General features: G+C 53.1%; 11 protein-coding genes. 3 read left to right on the top strand and 8 right to left on the bottom strand.

From position 1 onward, the window contains the following. Position 1 precedes the first annotated feature (1 nt). Positions 2–1,300 carry an aspartate aminotransferase family protein gene (locus BLW59_RS08175; RefSeq protein WP_074697398.1) on the top strand — a complete coding sequence of 433 codons (1,299 nt, stop codon included), beginning with the start codon at positions 2–4 and terminating at the stop codon, positions 1,298–1,300. An 85-nt stretch (positions 1,301–1,385) separates the two neighbouring features. On the opposite strand, the gene BLW59_RS08170 is transcribed toward BLW59_RS08175, so the two are convergent. From BLW59_RS08170 to BLW59_RS08160, 3 genes are all read right to left on the bottom strand, one after another. Continuing rightward, entirely contained in the window at positions 1,386–3,392 is a 2,007-nt protein-coding gene (locus BLW59_RS08170; RefSeq protein ID WP_074697397.1) for a molybdopterin-containing oxidoreductase family protein, read from the bottom strand. A 43-nt stretch (positions 3,393–3,435) separates the two neighbouring features. After that, positions 3,436–4,230, bottom strand: coding sequence for a class I SAM-dependent methyltransferase (locus tag BLW59_RS08165; RefSeq protein ID WP_029544839.1), 795 nt, complete (start codon positions 4,228–4,230; stop codon positions 3,436–3,438). Between the two features lie 61 nt (positions 4,231–4,291). Next, positions 4,292–4,945 (bottom strand): peptidoglycan-binding protein, encoded by a 654-nt coding sequence (locus BLW59_RS08160; RefSeq protein ID WP_074697396.1) that lies wholly within the window; start codon positions 4,943–4,945, stop codon positions 4,292–4,294. 346 nt (positions 4,946–5,291) lie between these two features. On the opposite strand from BLW59_RS08160, the gene BLW59_RS08155 reads away from it, so the two are divergent. Beyond that, positions 5,292–6,914, top strand: coding sequence for a dicarboxylate/amino acid:cation symporter (locus tag BLW59_RS08155; protein ID WP_074697395.1), 1,623 nt, complete (start codon positions 5,292–5,294; stop codon positions 6,912–6,914). 145 nt (positions 6,915–7,059) lie between these two features. Here BLW59_RS08155 and BLW59_RS08150 read toward each other — a convergent pair whose 3' ends face one another. The 5 genes from BLW59_RS08150 to BLW59_RS08130 form a co-directional block, all read right to left on the bottom strand. After that, positions 7,060–8,631, bottom strand: coding sequence for an ATP-binding protein (locus tag BLW59_RS08150; RefSeq protein ID WP_074697394.1), 1,572 nt, complete (start codon positions 8,629–8,631; stop codon positions 7,060–7,062). A 94-nt stretch (positions 8,632–8,725) separates the two neighbouring features. Beyond that, positions 8,726–10,684, bottom strand: coding sequence for a DNA mismatch repair endonuclease MutL (gene mutL, locus BLW59_RS08145; protein WP_074697393.1), 1,959 nt, complete (start codon positions 10,682–10,684; stop codon positions 8,726–8,728). After that, complete coding sequence (mutS, locus tag BLW59_RS08140) at positions 10,681–13,275, bottom strand: DNA mismatch repair protein MutS (protein ID WP_074697392.1); 2,595 nt, start codon at positions 13,273–13,275, stop codon at positions 10,681–10,683. The genes mutL and mutS overlap by 4 nt, the downstream gene beginning before the upstream one ends. Before the next feature lie 10 nt (positions 13,276–13,285). Beyond that, on the bottom strand, positions 13,286–14,617 hold the full coding sequence (gene miaB / locus BLW59_RS08135; RefSeq protein WP_139283603.1) for a tRNA (N6-isopentenyl adenosine(37)-C2)-methylthiotransferase MiaB: 1,332 nt from the start codon (positions 14,615–14,617) through the stop codon (positions 13,286–13,288). A 261-nt stretch (positions 14,618–14,878) separates the two neighbouring features. Next, positions 14,879–15,097 (bottom strand): hypothetical protein, encoded by a 219-nt coding sequence (locus BLW59_RS08130; protein WP_029544847.1) that lies wholly within the window; start codon positions 15,095–15,097, stop codon positions 14,879–14,881. A gap of 287 nt (positions 15,098–15,384) precedes the next feature. On the opposite strand from BLW59_RS08130, the gene BLW59_RS08125 reads away from it, so the two are divergent. After that, entirely contained in the window at positions 15,385–15,711 is a 327-nt protein-coding gene (locus BLW59_RS08125; protein ID WP_074697391.1) for a hypothetical protein, read from the top strand. Positions 15,712–15,845 lie beyond the last annotated feature (134 nt).

The following is a 15,845-nucleotide window of genomic DNA, read 5'->3' as shown; positions in this document are numbered from 1 at the left end:
TATGGCTGAAAAGACTTATCTTGGCCCCCAGGGCATCATTGAGAAAAAGAAAAAGTACATCATGCCCTGCCTGGCCCATTTCTACCGGGAGCCCAGACAGTTCGTCCGCGGCTCCATGCAGTACCTCTATGACAGCGAGGGCAAACAGTATCTGGACTGCTTCGCAGGTGTCTCCGTCATCAACTGTGGCCACTGCAATCCCGAAATCAATGCCAAAGTCACAGAGCAGGTCAACACCCTGCAGCATGTCTGCAACATCTATCTGACGGAAAACTTCGTGAACCTGGCTGAGAAGCTGGCAGAAGTCACCCCCGGCGGCTTGCAGAAGTCCTTCTTCTGCTCCACTGGCACAGAGGCCAACGAGGGTGCTGCCCTGCTGGCCCAGATCTACACGGGCAGGAGCGAATTCATCGCCCTCCGCAACGGCCTCCATGGCCGCACCAAACTCACCATGAGCCTCACGGGCATCGGCATGTGGCGCACGGACCCCAATCCCGTAGGGGGCATCAGCTTCGCCCCCAATCCCTACTGCTATCGCTGCCCCTTGGGCAAGAAGTATCCGGAATGTGACCTGGCCTGCGCCAATGCCGTAGAGGACATAATCAAGACCGCCACCTCCGGCCAGCCTGCCGCTTTCATTGCCGAAAGCATCCAGGGCAATGCCGGCATCGTAGTGCCTCCCAAGGGCTACTTCCAACGAGTGAAAGAGATTCTTTCACACTACGGAGCCCTATTCATTGTAGATGAAGTTCAGACAGGTTTCGCCCGCACAGGCAAGATGTTTGCCATCGAGAACTTCGACGTGGTGCCAGACATCATGAGCATGGCCAAGGCCCTGGGCAACGGCGCTCCCATCTCCGCCTTCATCTCCACCGCAGAGATTGCCGACAAGTACACCCGCCCCGGCGCCTCCACCCTGGGTGGCAATCCTGTCTCCAGCACGGCCGGACTGGCTGTGCTGGAGTACATCGAAGAGCACAAGCTGATGGAAAATGCCAACGCCCGCGGCCAGCAGCTCAGAGCAGGCCTCAGGGAACTGCAAAAGAAGCACCCCATTATTGGGGACATCCGTGGCCTGGGCCTTATGGACGGAGCAGAGTTCGTGAAACCAGACGGCAGCCCCGCCCTGGAGGAACTTGATAGTGTCCTGGAAGCCATGAAGGACCGCGGCTTCATCATCGGCAAAAACGGCATCGGCCGCAACGTCATGGCCTTCCAGCCCCCCCTGGTGATTACGGAAGAAAACATCAACGAGGTGCTGAATGCCCTTGACATGGTGCTGACAGAGCAAAACCTCTAAGCTGAAAACAACATAAACGCAAAAAATCCCGCTGGAACAACCACAGTTGCTCCAGCGGGATTTTTCAGCTTCAAAAAGCAAGGATTCACCCTGATATAAGATCTACCCGCACGTCGTAAAAGGTGCTGCCTTCTCCCACATCTGTAGTGCGGGCAGAGGTCAGGCGGTTGGTGTTGCCCTTTTGGGTATACTCCTGCCACCAGACGCCTTCACTTACAACCGTGCCCTCCTGGACCGATGGGCTGATCTTAAGGGTAAAGCCGGCCTCTCCCAGCCGATTTTTCGCCGTTACCCTGTCACCCTCCCTGAAGCCGTGACGGCTGGCATCAGCTGGATTCAGCAACAGAGTCATGACATTGCCCCTGACAAGTTCTTCACGCTCGTTGAAGGAACTGTCCAGTATCCTGGGATCAGGCGAATTGATCAGGATGAACTCTCCCTCATCTTCCGACAGATGCGGAGGGAAGAAGTCTGGCAAAGCAGGTGACAGATTGTGATTCAAAATCTCAATTTTCCCGGAAGGAGTCTTGAAGTCCAGTTTGTAGCTTTCCGGCAAGTCCAGCGCCACCGGCTCTGCCGCTGCCAGCCTCACCTTGTCAACAGGCAGGGGCCAGGCGGTTTCCGTGCTGGCTATGAGCCTCTCCACCAGTTCTTCCTCACTCTGACGGAAGAAGTCCTCCTTCAGCCCCATGGCCTCAGCCAGCAGCTGCATGACCTGCCAGTTGGACTTGCTCTCCCCTACTGGCGGTATGAACTTCGGCCCCCGCTGGATCACATACTGCCCATAAGAATAGTAGATATCCTCATGCTCCAGTGAGGTTGTGGCAGGCAGGACAATGTCTGCGTAGCGGGCAGTATCTGTCAGGAAGCGCTCATGCACCACGGTGAACAAGTCTTCCCGGGCCAGCCCTTCCAGCACCTTGTTCTGGTCAGGAGCTGTGCAGGCGGGATTGGAAGAATAGACGTAAAGGGCCTTCACCTGGGGTTGCAGGGACCTGTCAGTCAGCACTTCCCCCAGCTTGATCATATTGATATGGCGCACGCCCTTCTTCTCCATATCAGGACGGCGTATGATATCCTTGTCAAAGGCATGGCTGCCGGAAGCGGAGGTCAGAAGGCCTCCGCCCTCTTTCTTGTAAGCTCCCACCACTGCAGGCAGACAGGTGATAAGCCTTGAGGTCATGGCCCCGTTGCCATAGCGTGACTGGCCGCTGCCCAGGCGGATAAAGGGTGCCCTGGCTTTGGCAAAAACATGAGCCAACCACTCCAGTCTTTCAGCCCCGATTCCCGTGATTTCAGCCACCCTGGCGGGAGCATAGCGGGGCAGGATTTCCTGCTTCAGCTCCTGCCAGCCCTGCACATACCGGTCAATAAAAGCTTCATCAGCCAGTCCGTCCCTGGCAATGATGTGCAGCATGCCCAGAGCCAGGGCCCCGTCTGTGCCAGGCCTTACGCAGATAAATTCATCAGCCCACTGAGCGGTTTTCGTGGCGTAGGTATCTATGCAAATAATCCTGGCCCCCTTCTTCCGGGCTATATCCACATCATGCTTGAAATGGATATCCGTGGCCAGCATGCTGATGCTCCAGAGCATGATGAAATCGCTGTGCTGAGCCTCCTGAGGAGCAGTAGGCATGGTCTTCCCCATCAAGGCCCGGTATCCCGCCCCCTTGGCGGGGGCGCAGATGGTTCGGTCCAGGCTGGATGCCCCCAGGGCAAAGAACAGGGCATGCCCCGCACTGTACTGGATAGTGCCCATGGTGCCGGCATAGGAATAGGGCAGGATTGCTTCCGCCCCTTCCCTTTTGATAATCTCCTGCCAGCGCTCGGCAATCATTGCAATTGCCTCAGCCCAGCTGACAGGCAAGAATTTCCCCTCCCCCTTGGCTCCCACCCGCTTCAGGGGCGTAGTCAGGCGCCTGGGAGAATGTACCGTCCGTTCGTAATGCGCCATTTTAGGGCAAAGGGTACCGCGGGTAAAGGGATGTTCCGGGTCGCCTGCCACCTTTACCGCCCTGCCATTCTCCACCGTCACCAGCAACCCGCAGCAATCCGGGCAATCGTACGGGCACGCCGTCTTCCTTATCTCCATGTTCTGCTCCCCCTGTCCATGCCAAAGTGATTTGCACGTCAAGTCAAAGTATCATGACTCCATAGTGCACCTTGCTGTACTTGCCACCCATGATGGTTTTGAAGCCCAGCCTCTCAAACTCAAGGCTGCGGGCATTTTCCTTCATGACCACTCGCCTTTTGGCCACCCGGCAGGCCTCTGCCACTGTTTCCTCCGTGAGAGCCCTGTCATCTGCCAGCGCGCGCAAAGGGCTGAGATTCTCGCTGTCCATAAGCGGATAGCGGAACATGGGGTCAAAGTAGATGGCATCAAAGGAATTGTCCGGCTGCTCTTTCAGATAAGCCAATGCATCGGTGCAGACCGTCTGCACCCGCCGCATGGCCTCGGTGATTTTCTCCCCGTCCCCGTCAAAATGACGCAGGCCGTAGCTCACCACTGCTTCTATCAAAGGCCGGGATTCCAAGCCTGTCACAGAGCCCTCCGGCCCTGCTGCAAAGCTCTCCACAATGGCGTCTGCCCCCAGCCCCAGTGTGCAGTCCAGGATTCTGTCGCCTGGCTGTATGTCAAGGGCCTTTACCAGATGATCCCCCCGCCCGAAGCGCAAATTCTTCACCCTTATATGCGCCATGTTGGGATGGAATTGCAAAGTTTCCTCTATTCCCTCCAAAAACAGCAAGCCTTTCTTCACTACCAGGATATTGTCTACGCCGTACTTCTCCCGCAGTTCAGGCAGCGAAAAGCTGCTACGGGGCACATAGGGCAGCCCCAGCTGCTCTGCTGTCTCTTTGGCAATCCTCACCGCCTTGGTGGAGAATTTCTCCTTGGTAGTCACCAAAGCTAAGGGTCGCATTTCTTCCATAAGTTCCTGCCTTTCAAACAAAAGAAAAGGCACAGCTCAACAGAAGCCGTGCCTGTTTGATTCAATCGATTATATAGATTTCCAGATGCTGCCGCCCAAAGGATAAAGCTTCCTCATGGGAATCAAAAGCCACATCAATGATATTGCCCTTGATGCCCCAGCCGATATCCTCTGCCACAGCCTCACCGTAACCGGGAATAAAAACCCGCGTTCCAATGGGAATAAAAGCAGGATCCACCGCAATCACCCCATGGCGGACCAAGGTACCGCTGGCAGTAGTAGGCTTGTTGCCTGGGTCAAAGGCACTATAGGCCGTAGCCTCCACATAGACACAATGCCCACGCGCATAGACTGAGGGGCTTGTCTCATGGGCTTCATGAGTCTCCTCTTTCACTTCTGCAACCATCTTGGGCTTGAAATGATCCCCATGAGTCTCACAGTAATCATCATCATGTCCCTCAGGAGCCTCGTATTCCTCGCCACCTGAGAGTATCTCAAAAGTAGCAGCACCACAGATGCCATCAGCCTCCAGGCCTTTGTCCTTCTGGAATTTCTTGATGGCTGCCGCGGTCATGGGCCCCGCAATACCATCAGCCTCTCCCTCCAGATACCCCTGCTCAATCAGCAGAGTCTGCACAATGCGCACCGCATGACCACGGCAGCCTTCCTTCACGATGATCCGCGAGGCAAAGGCTGTGACGCTGAAAAATATCATAACCAGAGTCAGGACTGTAATGATTCGAAAAGCTCTCCCCAATACAACCACCTCTTACAGACAAGCATCATTGAAAATTATTGTACAGTCATCCTGTAAAGTATACCATGTATACTGAATAATTGTCAATTTCAGGCTTCATTCTTATTATTGTATCGCAAACAATATTATTATACTTGCTTATACTTAAAAGAAACCTCCCTTCCCTGCTTTCAACAATTTCCTGCCTGGAATTTATCAAACACGGCAAAATAAAAAAGGTTATTACCGCCAGGACGATGAATAAATACAAACGTGATAAGCAAAGCCATGAACTGCTAATAATTTAGTACAGGGAGGGAAAAAAATGTTCGAAAGATGGCGTTCTTTTGAGCTTGCAGGAGAAAGTTACCGAGAGACCATCGCATCAATCGGCGAGGCCCTGAAAAAGCTGGGCGTATCAGAAAAGGAGGCGGAGACAGCCAGACAGCTGACGGAACATATCTTTTCGCTACAGCTTGCATTGCGCCCAGAAGTCCGTGTCAAGGTCAATCTGAGAAAACGCTTCGGCGACATTTCGCTGCGGATGGAAACCATAGGCAACGCCTACAATCCCCTGCAGGTCTTGACGGAATGGGACGAAAACGACCCGGACTATGAGCGGACCATTGTCCTCAAATCAAAAAAGGAGATGCTTTCCTATTCCCATAGCAACGGAAAGAACATCGTAACCATCAAGGTACATGAAGCTGGCAACAAACAGATACGCTACACGCTGTTAGCCATGGTCATGGGCATACTGGTGGGGGCCCTCATCAAGGAAGTTGCTCCGCAGGATCTCATCACGATGTTGAACAAGAACATCATAGACAGCATACGGACTATGTTCCTGAATTCCCTGAATATGATGATTGCCCCGGTGGTTTTCTTTTCCATCATTGCAGGACTTACCAGCATATCAAGCGCCTCCGATATCGGGCGCATTGGCGGCAAGCTGGTGGGAACGTATATGTGTACCACAATCATCGCCACGGCGTTCAGCATTATCATCGGCCTGTGCATGTTCCATGGTGGCGTACCACAGGTGGGGACAGTCAGTGGCAGTGGAGAAGGCGTAAGCGTTTCCCTGCTGGACATGATAGTGAATGTAGTGCCGAAGGATCTGGTAGAACCCATCGTAAACCGCGATATGCTGCAGATCATTTTCGTCTCTGTGTTGTTCGGCATAACCATAAATATGCTGGGTGAAAAAGCACAGCTTCTGAAAAATATCACTGAAACCATGAATACCTTCTGTCTGCGCGTCATTACCCTGTTGGCGCAATTCATCCCGCTGATTGCCTTTCTTTCCATGATGGCTCTGATGTTCACGGTAGGCACCGACTCGCTGCTGCTTCTGGGGCGGGTGCTGGTGGGACAGTTCATCGGCTCCATGGCCATGATTGGGGTTTATGCAACAGTCATACTCCTGATGGGGAAAATTTCTCCCCGCCCCTTCCTGAAAAAAATCGGTAGCTTCGTGCCAATAGCAATTTCCATGGGCAGCAGCAACGCCGCTATGCCCTTCACCATGAAATTCTGCACGGAAAAAATGGGAGTCTCGCCGCGTCTGTCCTCCTTTTCCATCCCCTTGGGCGCAACAGTCAATATGGACGGCGGCTGCTTCTATTTTTCCATCCAGGCAATCCTGCTGGCGAAAATGTACGGCCTGGAAATGACACCGGCTTTTATCGGGGCGCTTTTCGTCACCGTTGTGGCGCTCTCCATCGGAGCACCAGGGGTGCCTGGCGGTTCCTTCGTCTGCCTGACCTCAATCATCGTTTCTTTCGGCCTGCCTACGGAAGCGTCAGCAATAGTGCTGGGGATAGACCCGCTGACGTCTATGTTCCGCACCTCCATCAACACCATAGGCGATATTGCCGCGACGACAGCCTTGTCGAAGCACGAAAACATGATGGATGAGGCTGTGTATATGAACACGGAAGCATAAGACATGATGCTTTTGCATGTCTGAAAATGTCATTATGAAAGCCACCTCTCCTTTTTTTGGAAAGGTGGCTTTCACTCTGTTCAGTTATCTGCCGGGGAAGAAAAAGCGGGCTGTTTCCCGCCCTCGCCAAAACTCAAAGCAAACATCATCCCACCAGCCACTCCGAGAGGCTCCTGCTCTCCGAATCGAAGTTCACGCCAATCTTGAAAAGCTGCCGCTTATCCGCCCCGTAGGGTGCAGCGTACCCCTTAGCTTCAATCTGCTCCAGAGCTTCCCTGGCAGACTTATCCACCTTGAATTCGAAGATGTAAACAAACTTATCCGTCTCCAGCACGCAGTCCGCCCTCCCCCGGCTGCTGTGGACTTCAGCGTGGACGTACTGACCCAGCAGAGTGAAGACGATATAGAGCACTGATTGGAAATAATGCTCGAAGGGGGCGTCTTTTGTGGTGTAGGGAATGCTGGCAAAAAGAGCGGTGAGGATATCCCGCATCCCCTCCGTGTCACCATCCAGGATGCGGCGGCGCAAAGTTAGGACATCCTTGCCGCTGCCTCTGACGGCCCCAGGTGCATATTCGGGGAACAAGCTCTTCAGAAAGCCTAATTTCACCTCGTCATTTGGGAACCCCAGGATATATGGCCCCACCGGGCTGTCAGCCCCCACAATGGTTAGATACCCCGTCTGATACAGCAGGGGCACTATATCAGGATTATCCGCCCGATAATCAGTGATGTCATATGACTCAGCATATAGCCCCCCATTGGTCAGCTGCCGCACATCGAAATGCATATTCTTCAGCCGCCGCACCAGGAAAGTCGGGGTACCAGTTGAGAACCAGAACGCCGATAAATCTCCTGAATCCATGGCATTCAGCACACTAAAGGGATTGTAGATGCCATCAGCACCAGGATAAAAATGGTAGCCGTCATACATCTTGGCCATTTCTTGCAGGCATTCTTCCCGGGACAGGTTTCGCTCTGCAGCCATCTTCGTCAGCTCAGGCTGGAAATGACGGCATATTTCCTCTGAGGTCATACCGCAAATAGCATTATAGGACTTATGCAGAGAGATGTCCTTCAGCTGGTTCAGGTCGCTGAAGATGCTGACCTTGCTGAACTTGGTGACACCAGTGATAAAGACAAACTGGAGATATTCATCATAGTTTTTCAAGGTGCCGAAAAAACCCTTGAAGACTGCCTTGTTGTGCTCCTCCATTTCGTTGTTTTCCAGTACCTCAAGTAACGGCTTGTCATATTCGTCCACCAGCACCACACATTTCTTGCCAGTCTTTTCCCTGGCGGCTTTCAAAAGCTTCTTGAACCTGTCGCTCAATAACCCCGTTTTCTCACAGCCATATATGGCTTCCCATTCCGCCAGCATCCCGTCCAGCACATCTTCCAAAGCCGCAGCCTGATAATTCTGCCCGTTGAAATCAAAATAGAACACAGGGTAAGCCTCAAAAGCCTCCTCATTGTCCTTCTCCAACTCCGAAATCTCCAGCCCCTCAAAAAGTTCCTTCTTCCCCTGCCAATATGCTTTCAAAGTTGAAAGGAACAAACTCTTACCAAAGCGCCGGGGACGGCTGAGGAAATATTGCCGCCCGGTATGAGTCAGTTCATAGATATAGCGGGTCTTGTCCACATACAGGTACTTCTCCTGCCGCATGACCTCAAAACTCTGTACCCCGATGGGCAGCCGCCTTATTTCTTCTGCCATTTCCCTCACTCCTTCCTGCCATGATGAAACGTTCTCTTTGCTTCAATTGTAGCAAATGGGGGTCTGATGTCAAGGAAAGGACAGATGCCATCACTTAAAGGTTGAACCCGGTGCGCTTGAACATCTTGGCCAGGTCCTCACTGGAAAACTTCAGAATGGTGGGACGGCCATGGGGGCAGGTATAGGGAAAGGCCGTATTCATCAATTCTTCCAGAAGGATCTGCATCTGCTTCAGGTTCAGCACCTCTCCTGCCTTGATGGCAGCCCGGCAGGCGGTGGTTGCCAGTACATGCTGGCGAATCTCCGCTGCTGAGACAGAATGCAGGTCATGAAGCCCTCCCAGGATTTCCCTGATCAGGTCCTCTGCCTCTGCCACCGGCACGTCGGCAGGAATCTCACTGAGGCGCATTTCCCTGTCTCCGGCAGGAGAAAGGGCGAACCCCAGTTCCCCGAAGAGTTCCTGATGCTCCTCAATCATCGTGTATTCCTTGCTGTCAAAGGTGAGCACCTGATGGAGCAGCAACTGCTGGGAAGGAATCTTGTCTGCCGAAGCGCAGAGATGATCAAAGAGAATGCGTTCGTGGGCGGCATGCTGGTCTATGATATATAGCCCCTCGCCGTCCTGTGCCACAATGTAGGTCAGGGCCACCTGTCCGATGGGCATGAGCCCTACTGCGAAAGCAAAGACCGTCTCCTCATTGACGCTGGCATTTTCCACGGAGGCATGGGAAACTACCTTGTTTGTTTCAATTGAATCCTCTGCTCTTTCTTCTGCAACCTTTTCAGTTTTCGGTTCCAGCTCAAGATAGTTTTGAACCTTCAACTGTTCTCTGGCCTCACTGAGGGTTATGGCAGGCTTATCCTGCCAGGGCCTCTCTGCCGGGACTGAGGCAGAACCCCAACTCCTGTCCTGATGATAGGAACTTGAGCTTCCTCTGCCTACCCCTGCAGTCAAAGGCTCTGTCGCAGGCACAAATTCCATGGGTTCCTGCTGGGGTGTGAAATGGGCCTTGGGCCGCTCCACCACCGCTGCCACCTGGGTGAGGTCCTGCACCTCTGCCGGGCGGATAGCATCCCGCACAGACTTATACACAGCCTTGAAGATACGGCTTTCGTCCTCGAACTTCAGCTCGCTTTTCTGGGGATGCACATTCACATCTATGGTGCGTTGGGGCACCTCTATCTTCAGTACCGCCAAGGGGTAGCCGCTTTTGGGTATCAGGGACTTGTAGGCATTGTCTATAGCCTTGGCAATGGCTCTGTTCTGCACGATGCGCCCATTTACGATATAGGTCTGCCAACCGCGGCTGCTCTTGAGAAAGGTGGGCTTGGTAATGAAGCCCGTGATTTTCACTTCCTCATCCTCAAAGGATACTGCCAACAAAGAATCTGCCGCCTGCGGGCCATAGATGGCGCCGATGGTGTCAAAGAGATTGCCCTTGCCCGGGGTCACCACTGCTTTCTTGTTGTTGTTGATGAAGTGGAACTCGATATCCGGCCGGGACAGGGCCAGCTTCACAATGAAATCATTGATATGGGCCCCTTCTGTATGGTTAGTCTTCAAAAACTTCTTGCGGGCAGGGGTGTTGAAGAACAGGTCCTCCACTTTGATGGTGGTGCCCAGACTGCAGCCCGCCTCGGAAAACTCCGGTTCCTTGCCCCCACTGATATCAACCCGGGTGCCCAAATCTTCCCCTTGGGGGCGGGTCAGCATGGAAAAGCGAGACACGGAAGCAATGGTAGGCAGTGCCTCTCCCCGGAACCCCAGGGTGCCTATGGTATTGAGGTCCGATACCTCCTGTATCTTGCTGGTGGCATGACGCTGAATAGCCATGCGGGCATCAGCCTCGCTCATGCCCTTGCCGTTGTCTGTCACCCGCATGAAGCTGGTGCCCCCGGCCATGACCTCCACCTCAATGCGGGTCGCTCCGGCATCCATGGCATTTTCCACCAGTTCCTTCACCACGGAAGCGGGACGCTCCACAACTTCACCGGCTGCTATCTTGTTGATGGTATTGTCATCCAGCACATGGATGATGCTTTTGCCCTTCATGCTCTGCCCGCCTCCTTTTTGGCCTGCTCCTGCAGCTTGTAAAGCTCATTCATGGCTTCCAACGGGGTCATGGTCATGACATCCAGGGAGAGCAGGCTGTCGCTGAGGCTGGAGGCAAAAAGAGAGGCCATCATAGGTTCTGCTTCAATCTTTGCCTCTGCCTTTGGGGCCGAAACCTGGGGCATCCCTTCCCCGTGCTGTGATTCCAGTTCCGTAAGTATATCCTGGGCCCGCTGGGTCACCACCTTGGGCAGCCCTGCCAATCTTGCCACATGGATGCCGTAGGACTTGTCAGCCGCCCCCGGCACAATGCGCCTGAGGAAGGCCACCTGGGTGCCCCGCTCCTTCACCGCCACGCAGAAATTCTTGATCTTGTCATCTTCCAAATCCGTCAGCTCATGGTAATGGGTGGCAAAGAGAGTCTTGGCATGGACCTTCTTTTCGATATGCTCAATCACCGCCCGGGCAATGCTCATGCCGTCAAAGGTGCTGGTGCCGCGGCCAATCTCATCCAGGATCACCAGGCTGTCCTTGGTGGCGTATTTCAGAATCTGGGCTACCTCGTTCATCTCCACCATAAAGGTACTCTGGCCGCTGACCAGGTCGTCACTGGCGCCGATGCGGGTGAAAATCCTGTCCACAGGGGAAATAGAAGCCTCCCGGGCAGGGATAAAACTGCCAATCTGGGCCATGAGAGTAAGCAGGGCCACCTGCCTCATATAGGTGGATTTGCCCGCCATATTGGGTCCGGTAATCAGCATGATTTCGCTGTCCCCATGGCTCAGATGGGTATCATTAGGCACAAACAAATCACGGGTAAGGATGCGTTCCACCAGCGGATGACGCCCATCCTTGATGTCTATGACCCCATCCGTGCGCAATCTTGGCCGCACATAGTTATAGCCGGAAGCCGCTTCTGCCAGGCTGCCCAGCACGTCCACAATGGCAATCTCATGAGCTGTCTGCTGGATGGAAGAGAGCTGCCCCTTGATGACCTCTCTGATTTCCGTAAAGAGATTGTACTCAATGGCCTCAATCTTTTCCTGAGCCCCCAAAATCTTGGTCTCAAAGGTCTTGAGCTCATCGGTGATGTACCTCTCCGCATTGGCCAGGGTCTGCTTGCGCACATAATGGGCAGGCACCATATCCGTGCCGCTTTTCCGTACCTCGATATAGTAGCCGAAAACCTTGTTGTAGCCGATTTTCAGGGTCTTGATGCCCGTCTCTTCCTTCTCCCGCTCCTCGATTTCCTGCAGCATGGACTTGCTGTCCCGGGACAAACGGCGATACTCATCAAGTTCCTCATTGTAGCCGTCTTTGATGATGCCGCCTTCCCGAACGGAAAAGCCCGGCTCATCCACAATAGCCCGCTCAATCAGCTCCACCAAAGGCTGGAACTCCTGAATGCCCTCATAGCCCTGCTGCAGCAGCTTTGCCTTGGCCTCCGCCAGTGACCTGCGGATAGCAGGCAGGCAGGCCAGGGAAACCTTCAAGGAAATAAGATCACGGGCATTAGCCGTCCCCACCTCGATGCGGGTCAGCAGACGCTCAAAGTCATAGACCTCCTTGCAGGCGTCACGCAAGCTCCTGCGGCGTGTCATATCATTTACAAGTTCCTCAACCGCATCCAGCCTGGCCTCGATGCTCATGATGCTGAGCAGGGGATACTCCAGCCACTTCTTCAGCAGGCGGGTGCCCATGGCAGTCTGGGTCATATCCATCACGTCCAGCAGGGTATCCTTCTTGCCCCCATCCCTGAGATTGCGGGTGATTTCCAGATTCCTCAAAGTATAGGTATCTATCACCAGATTTTCCGAGGCATCCAGCACCGTCAGCTTGCTGATCTGGGAAAGGTCTGTCTTCACCGTGCGGTGCAGGTAGGAAAGCAGGGTTGCCACCCCTTCCTTCACCAACTGCTGGGAGGGACGCTGGGAAGCATCGAAATGCTGCACCAGGATATCCTCCATCTCCTCAGTAACCTCTGTCAGACGGGTAAAGAGGCAGTTTGGCATGCGCAGTTCCACAAACTCCTGCAGAGTCTCCATAAAGCTCAGAGCCCCTACCAATACCAGCTCAGGCATCATGAGCCGGTAGAGCTCGTCCAGCATCATCTGCAGGCGGTTTGCCCCCTGATAGATGCCATAGAAACACTCCCCAGTGGAGATATCCGCCCCCGCCAGCACAATATCGCCGCTGACAGCGTCCTCATGGAGCAGGGCAATGTAATTGTTATTGGCATTAACCAGGGCATTGTCCGACAGCACCGTGCCGGGAGTCACCACCTTGATGATTTCCCGTTTGGTGAGCCCTTTGGCCTTGGGGTCGCCAATCTGCTCGGCAATGGCCACCTTGTAGCCCTTGGCAATGAGCTTGCCCACATACTGCTCTGCTGCATGGTAGGGCACCCCGCACATGGGACAGTTTTCCTTGTCACCGCTACGGCTGGTGAGGGTCAGGCCCAGCTCCCTGGACACGGTCTTGGCATCCTCGAAGAACATCTCATAAAAGTCCCCTAACCGGAAAAAGAGCAGGGCATCAGGCTCCTGCTCTTTCGTGGCCAGGTATTGCTGCATCATTGGCGTAAGTTCCATTGCTGCCTCCTTAGCAAACCTCACCTTTCAGCACCCAGGTCTGGGGGCTGGTTATCTTCACTTGGACAAAGTCCCCTGCTTTTTCCTCCCCATGGGGGAAAAGCACAATCTTGTTGCTGCGGGTATGGCCCATCCAAACATTTTCGTCATTCTTGCTGGGTCCCTCCACCATGACTTCCAGAGTCTTGCCCAGCAGGGCCTGATTGATTTCCAGGCTGATTTCGTTCTGCACCTCCATCAGTCTCTGGAGCCTTGCCTTCTTCACATCCTCTGGAACCTGATTCTCCATCTCTGCGGCAGGGGTGCCGGAACGCTTGGAATAGATAAAGGTATAAGCCGCATCATAGCGTATTTCCTTGAGGAAAGAGAGAAGCTCCTCAAAGTCCTCCTCTGTCTCTCCGGGGAAACCCACAATCAGGTCAGTGGTCAGGCTCACCTCAGGCAGAGCCGCGCGAATGCGCTTCACCAAATCCTTGTAGGCTTCCGCCGTATAGACACGGTTCATAGCCTTCAGGATCTTGCTGCTGCCATGCTGCACCGGCAGATGGATATGCTCGCAAAGATGCCTGCCATGAGCCATGGTCTCAATCACCCTGTCGCTGAGGTCTTTGGGGTGGGAAGTCATGAAGCGCACCCGCTCAATGCCCTCCACTTTATCTACCATGGCCAGAAGTTCCGCAAAGTCAGCCTGCTTGTGGTCCTTGCCGTAGGAGTTCACATTCTGCCCCAGGAGGGTAACTTCCTTATAGCCTGCCCTGGCAGCCTGCTCCACCTCTTTTACGATATCCTTCGGCAGACGGCTGCGCTCCCGGCCCCGCACATAGGGCACGATACAGTAGGTGCAGAAATTATTGCAGCCGTACATGATAGGCACCCAAGCAGACAACTTGCCATCCCGGAGTACAGGGGCCTCAGACTCATCAGGCAGCTCTGTTTCCGTGAGGTTCACGTCCACCACATGCTGGCGCTCCGCCTCAATGCGGCGCACCGTCTGGGACAGGGAATGCACCTTGCTGGTGCCCAGCACGAAGTCGATATGGGGAGCTCTTTTGATGAGGGCCTCACCCTCCTTCTGCGCCATGCAGCCCGCAATGCCGAAGATCAACTCAGGCTTCCTGCGCTTCAGGGCCTTGATTTCCCCAATCTTGCCGTAGACCTTGTCCTCAGCCGTCTCCCTCACGCAGCAGGTATTGATGAGGATGAGATCAGCCCGCTCCATGTCCTCCGTCCGCTCATAGCCAATAGCTTTCAGCTGCCCGGCCATGCGCTCCCCGTCGGAGACATTCCCCTGACAGCCGTAGACTATCAGCTTGCAATATTTTCTTCCATTTATATCTGCCATGCTTGCTCCATTACCTTTCATTACTAATAACTCGTAATGATGTATTGTACCAAAAATCTGCCCTTCTGTCCAATCATTCTTATAGGGATTTTACACATCCTGCCACTTATCCTCAAAATACCTTTACTGGGTAAACAATTCCGACAACCTGCAGAATGAGTATCAGTAGAGAATTATATACTTAATCTAACAAAGGAGCCGCCTTTTGACTTCCATCAACAGGCGGCTCCTTTACATGCGTATTTTAATTTAATCCAAGACTTAGTTCTGACCGAATCTCTCCTGGAGAACGGCCAAAACCTCTGCCGGGTTCAGACCCTTGCCGGCAATGAAGTTTGCTACTTCCTCATTCTTGCTGGCAGCTGCAGCCTTCTCAACTTTTGCCAACTCGTCCTTCAATGCTTTGAGCTGTGCAGTCTTGGTCTCGATTTTTGCCTTAATTGCCTCGATTTTCTGATCGTAATTAACCTGACGTGCCATTAAAAATTCCTCCCTACAATAATTGTTTTTGTGGTATGACTTGCGAAAATACAGCTACTTTCAAATCGTAATTTCCATTTTTAATTTTACACGCATAATCAAAAAAAATCAAGACTATTCACCAAATTCTCCAACACATGCAGCATGAACTTAGTGGTTTTCTTTTTCCAGATCATCCACCTCCTCTTACCTCATCTTTTCATGTTTCATGTATAGAATATTCATCACAGAATCAAACTTCCCTGCTTTATTAGCCCCATGATTCGTTCAGAAAGGAGTTTTTTCCCATGGCAATCTTATTTCGTCCTCAAAGAAGCGATCTTGACAGAGCAATGGCTGAGGCAGCCGCATTTGACACTGAGGAAGAATTGCTTGACCATGTAAAGAAGCTATGGCTGTCCACCTATCCTGATGCGAAATTCAAAGTCAAGCTGAGGACCTTGAACGATGAACGCACTGGCTGGGAGAATACAAGGTACGTCTGCATGACTGACAACGGCATAGACGCCCCTTACAGACATCCAAAAGTTGTAGGCATGTGCGATACAGATACCTTCAAAGCCATGTCAAAAGAAGAAGCGCTCGCAAAGGCTCACCAGTTATTGGTTAAATGATGCATCAAATATAAAGGACTCCACAGCCAATAACCAGGCAGCCCAAACATAAGCCTAGCACGCAATCGACAGTATCGCAAACACCCCCAGCAGACAGAGCAAAGCCTGTGCTGCTGGGGGTATTGTGTTCTTAT

It is taken from the genome of Selenomonas sp. KH1T6 (assembly GCF_900108415.1).
In the GTDB taxonomy this organism is placed as follows: Bacteria; Bacillota; Negativicutes; order Selenomonadales; family Selenomonadaceae; genus Selenomonas_B; species Selenomonas_B ruminantium_A.
Note: the sequence above shows the minus strand (reverse complement) of the source record. Positions and strands in the feature narration are given on the sequence as shown.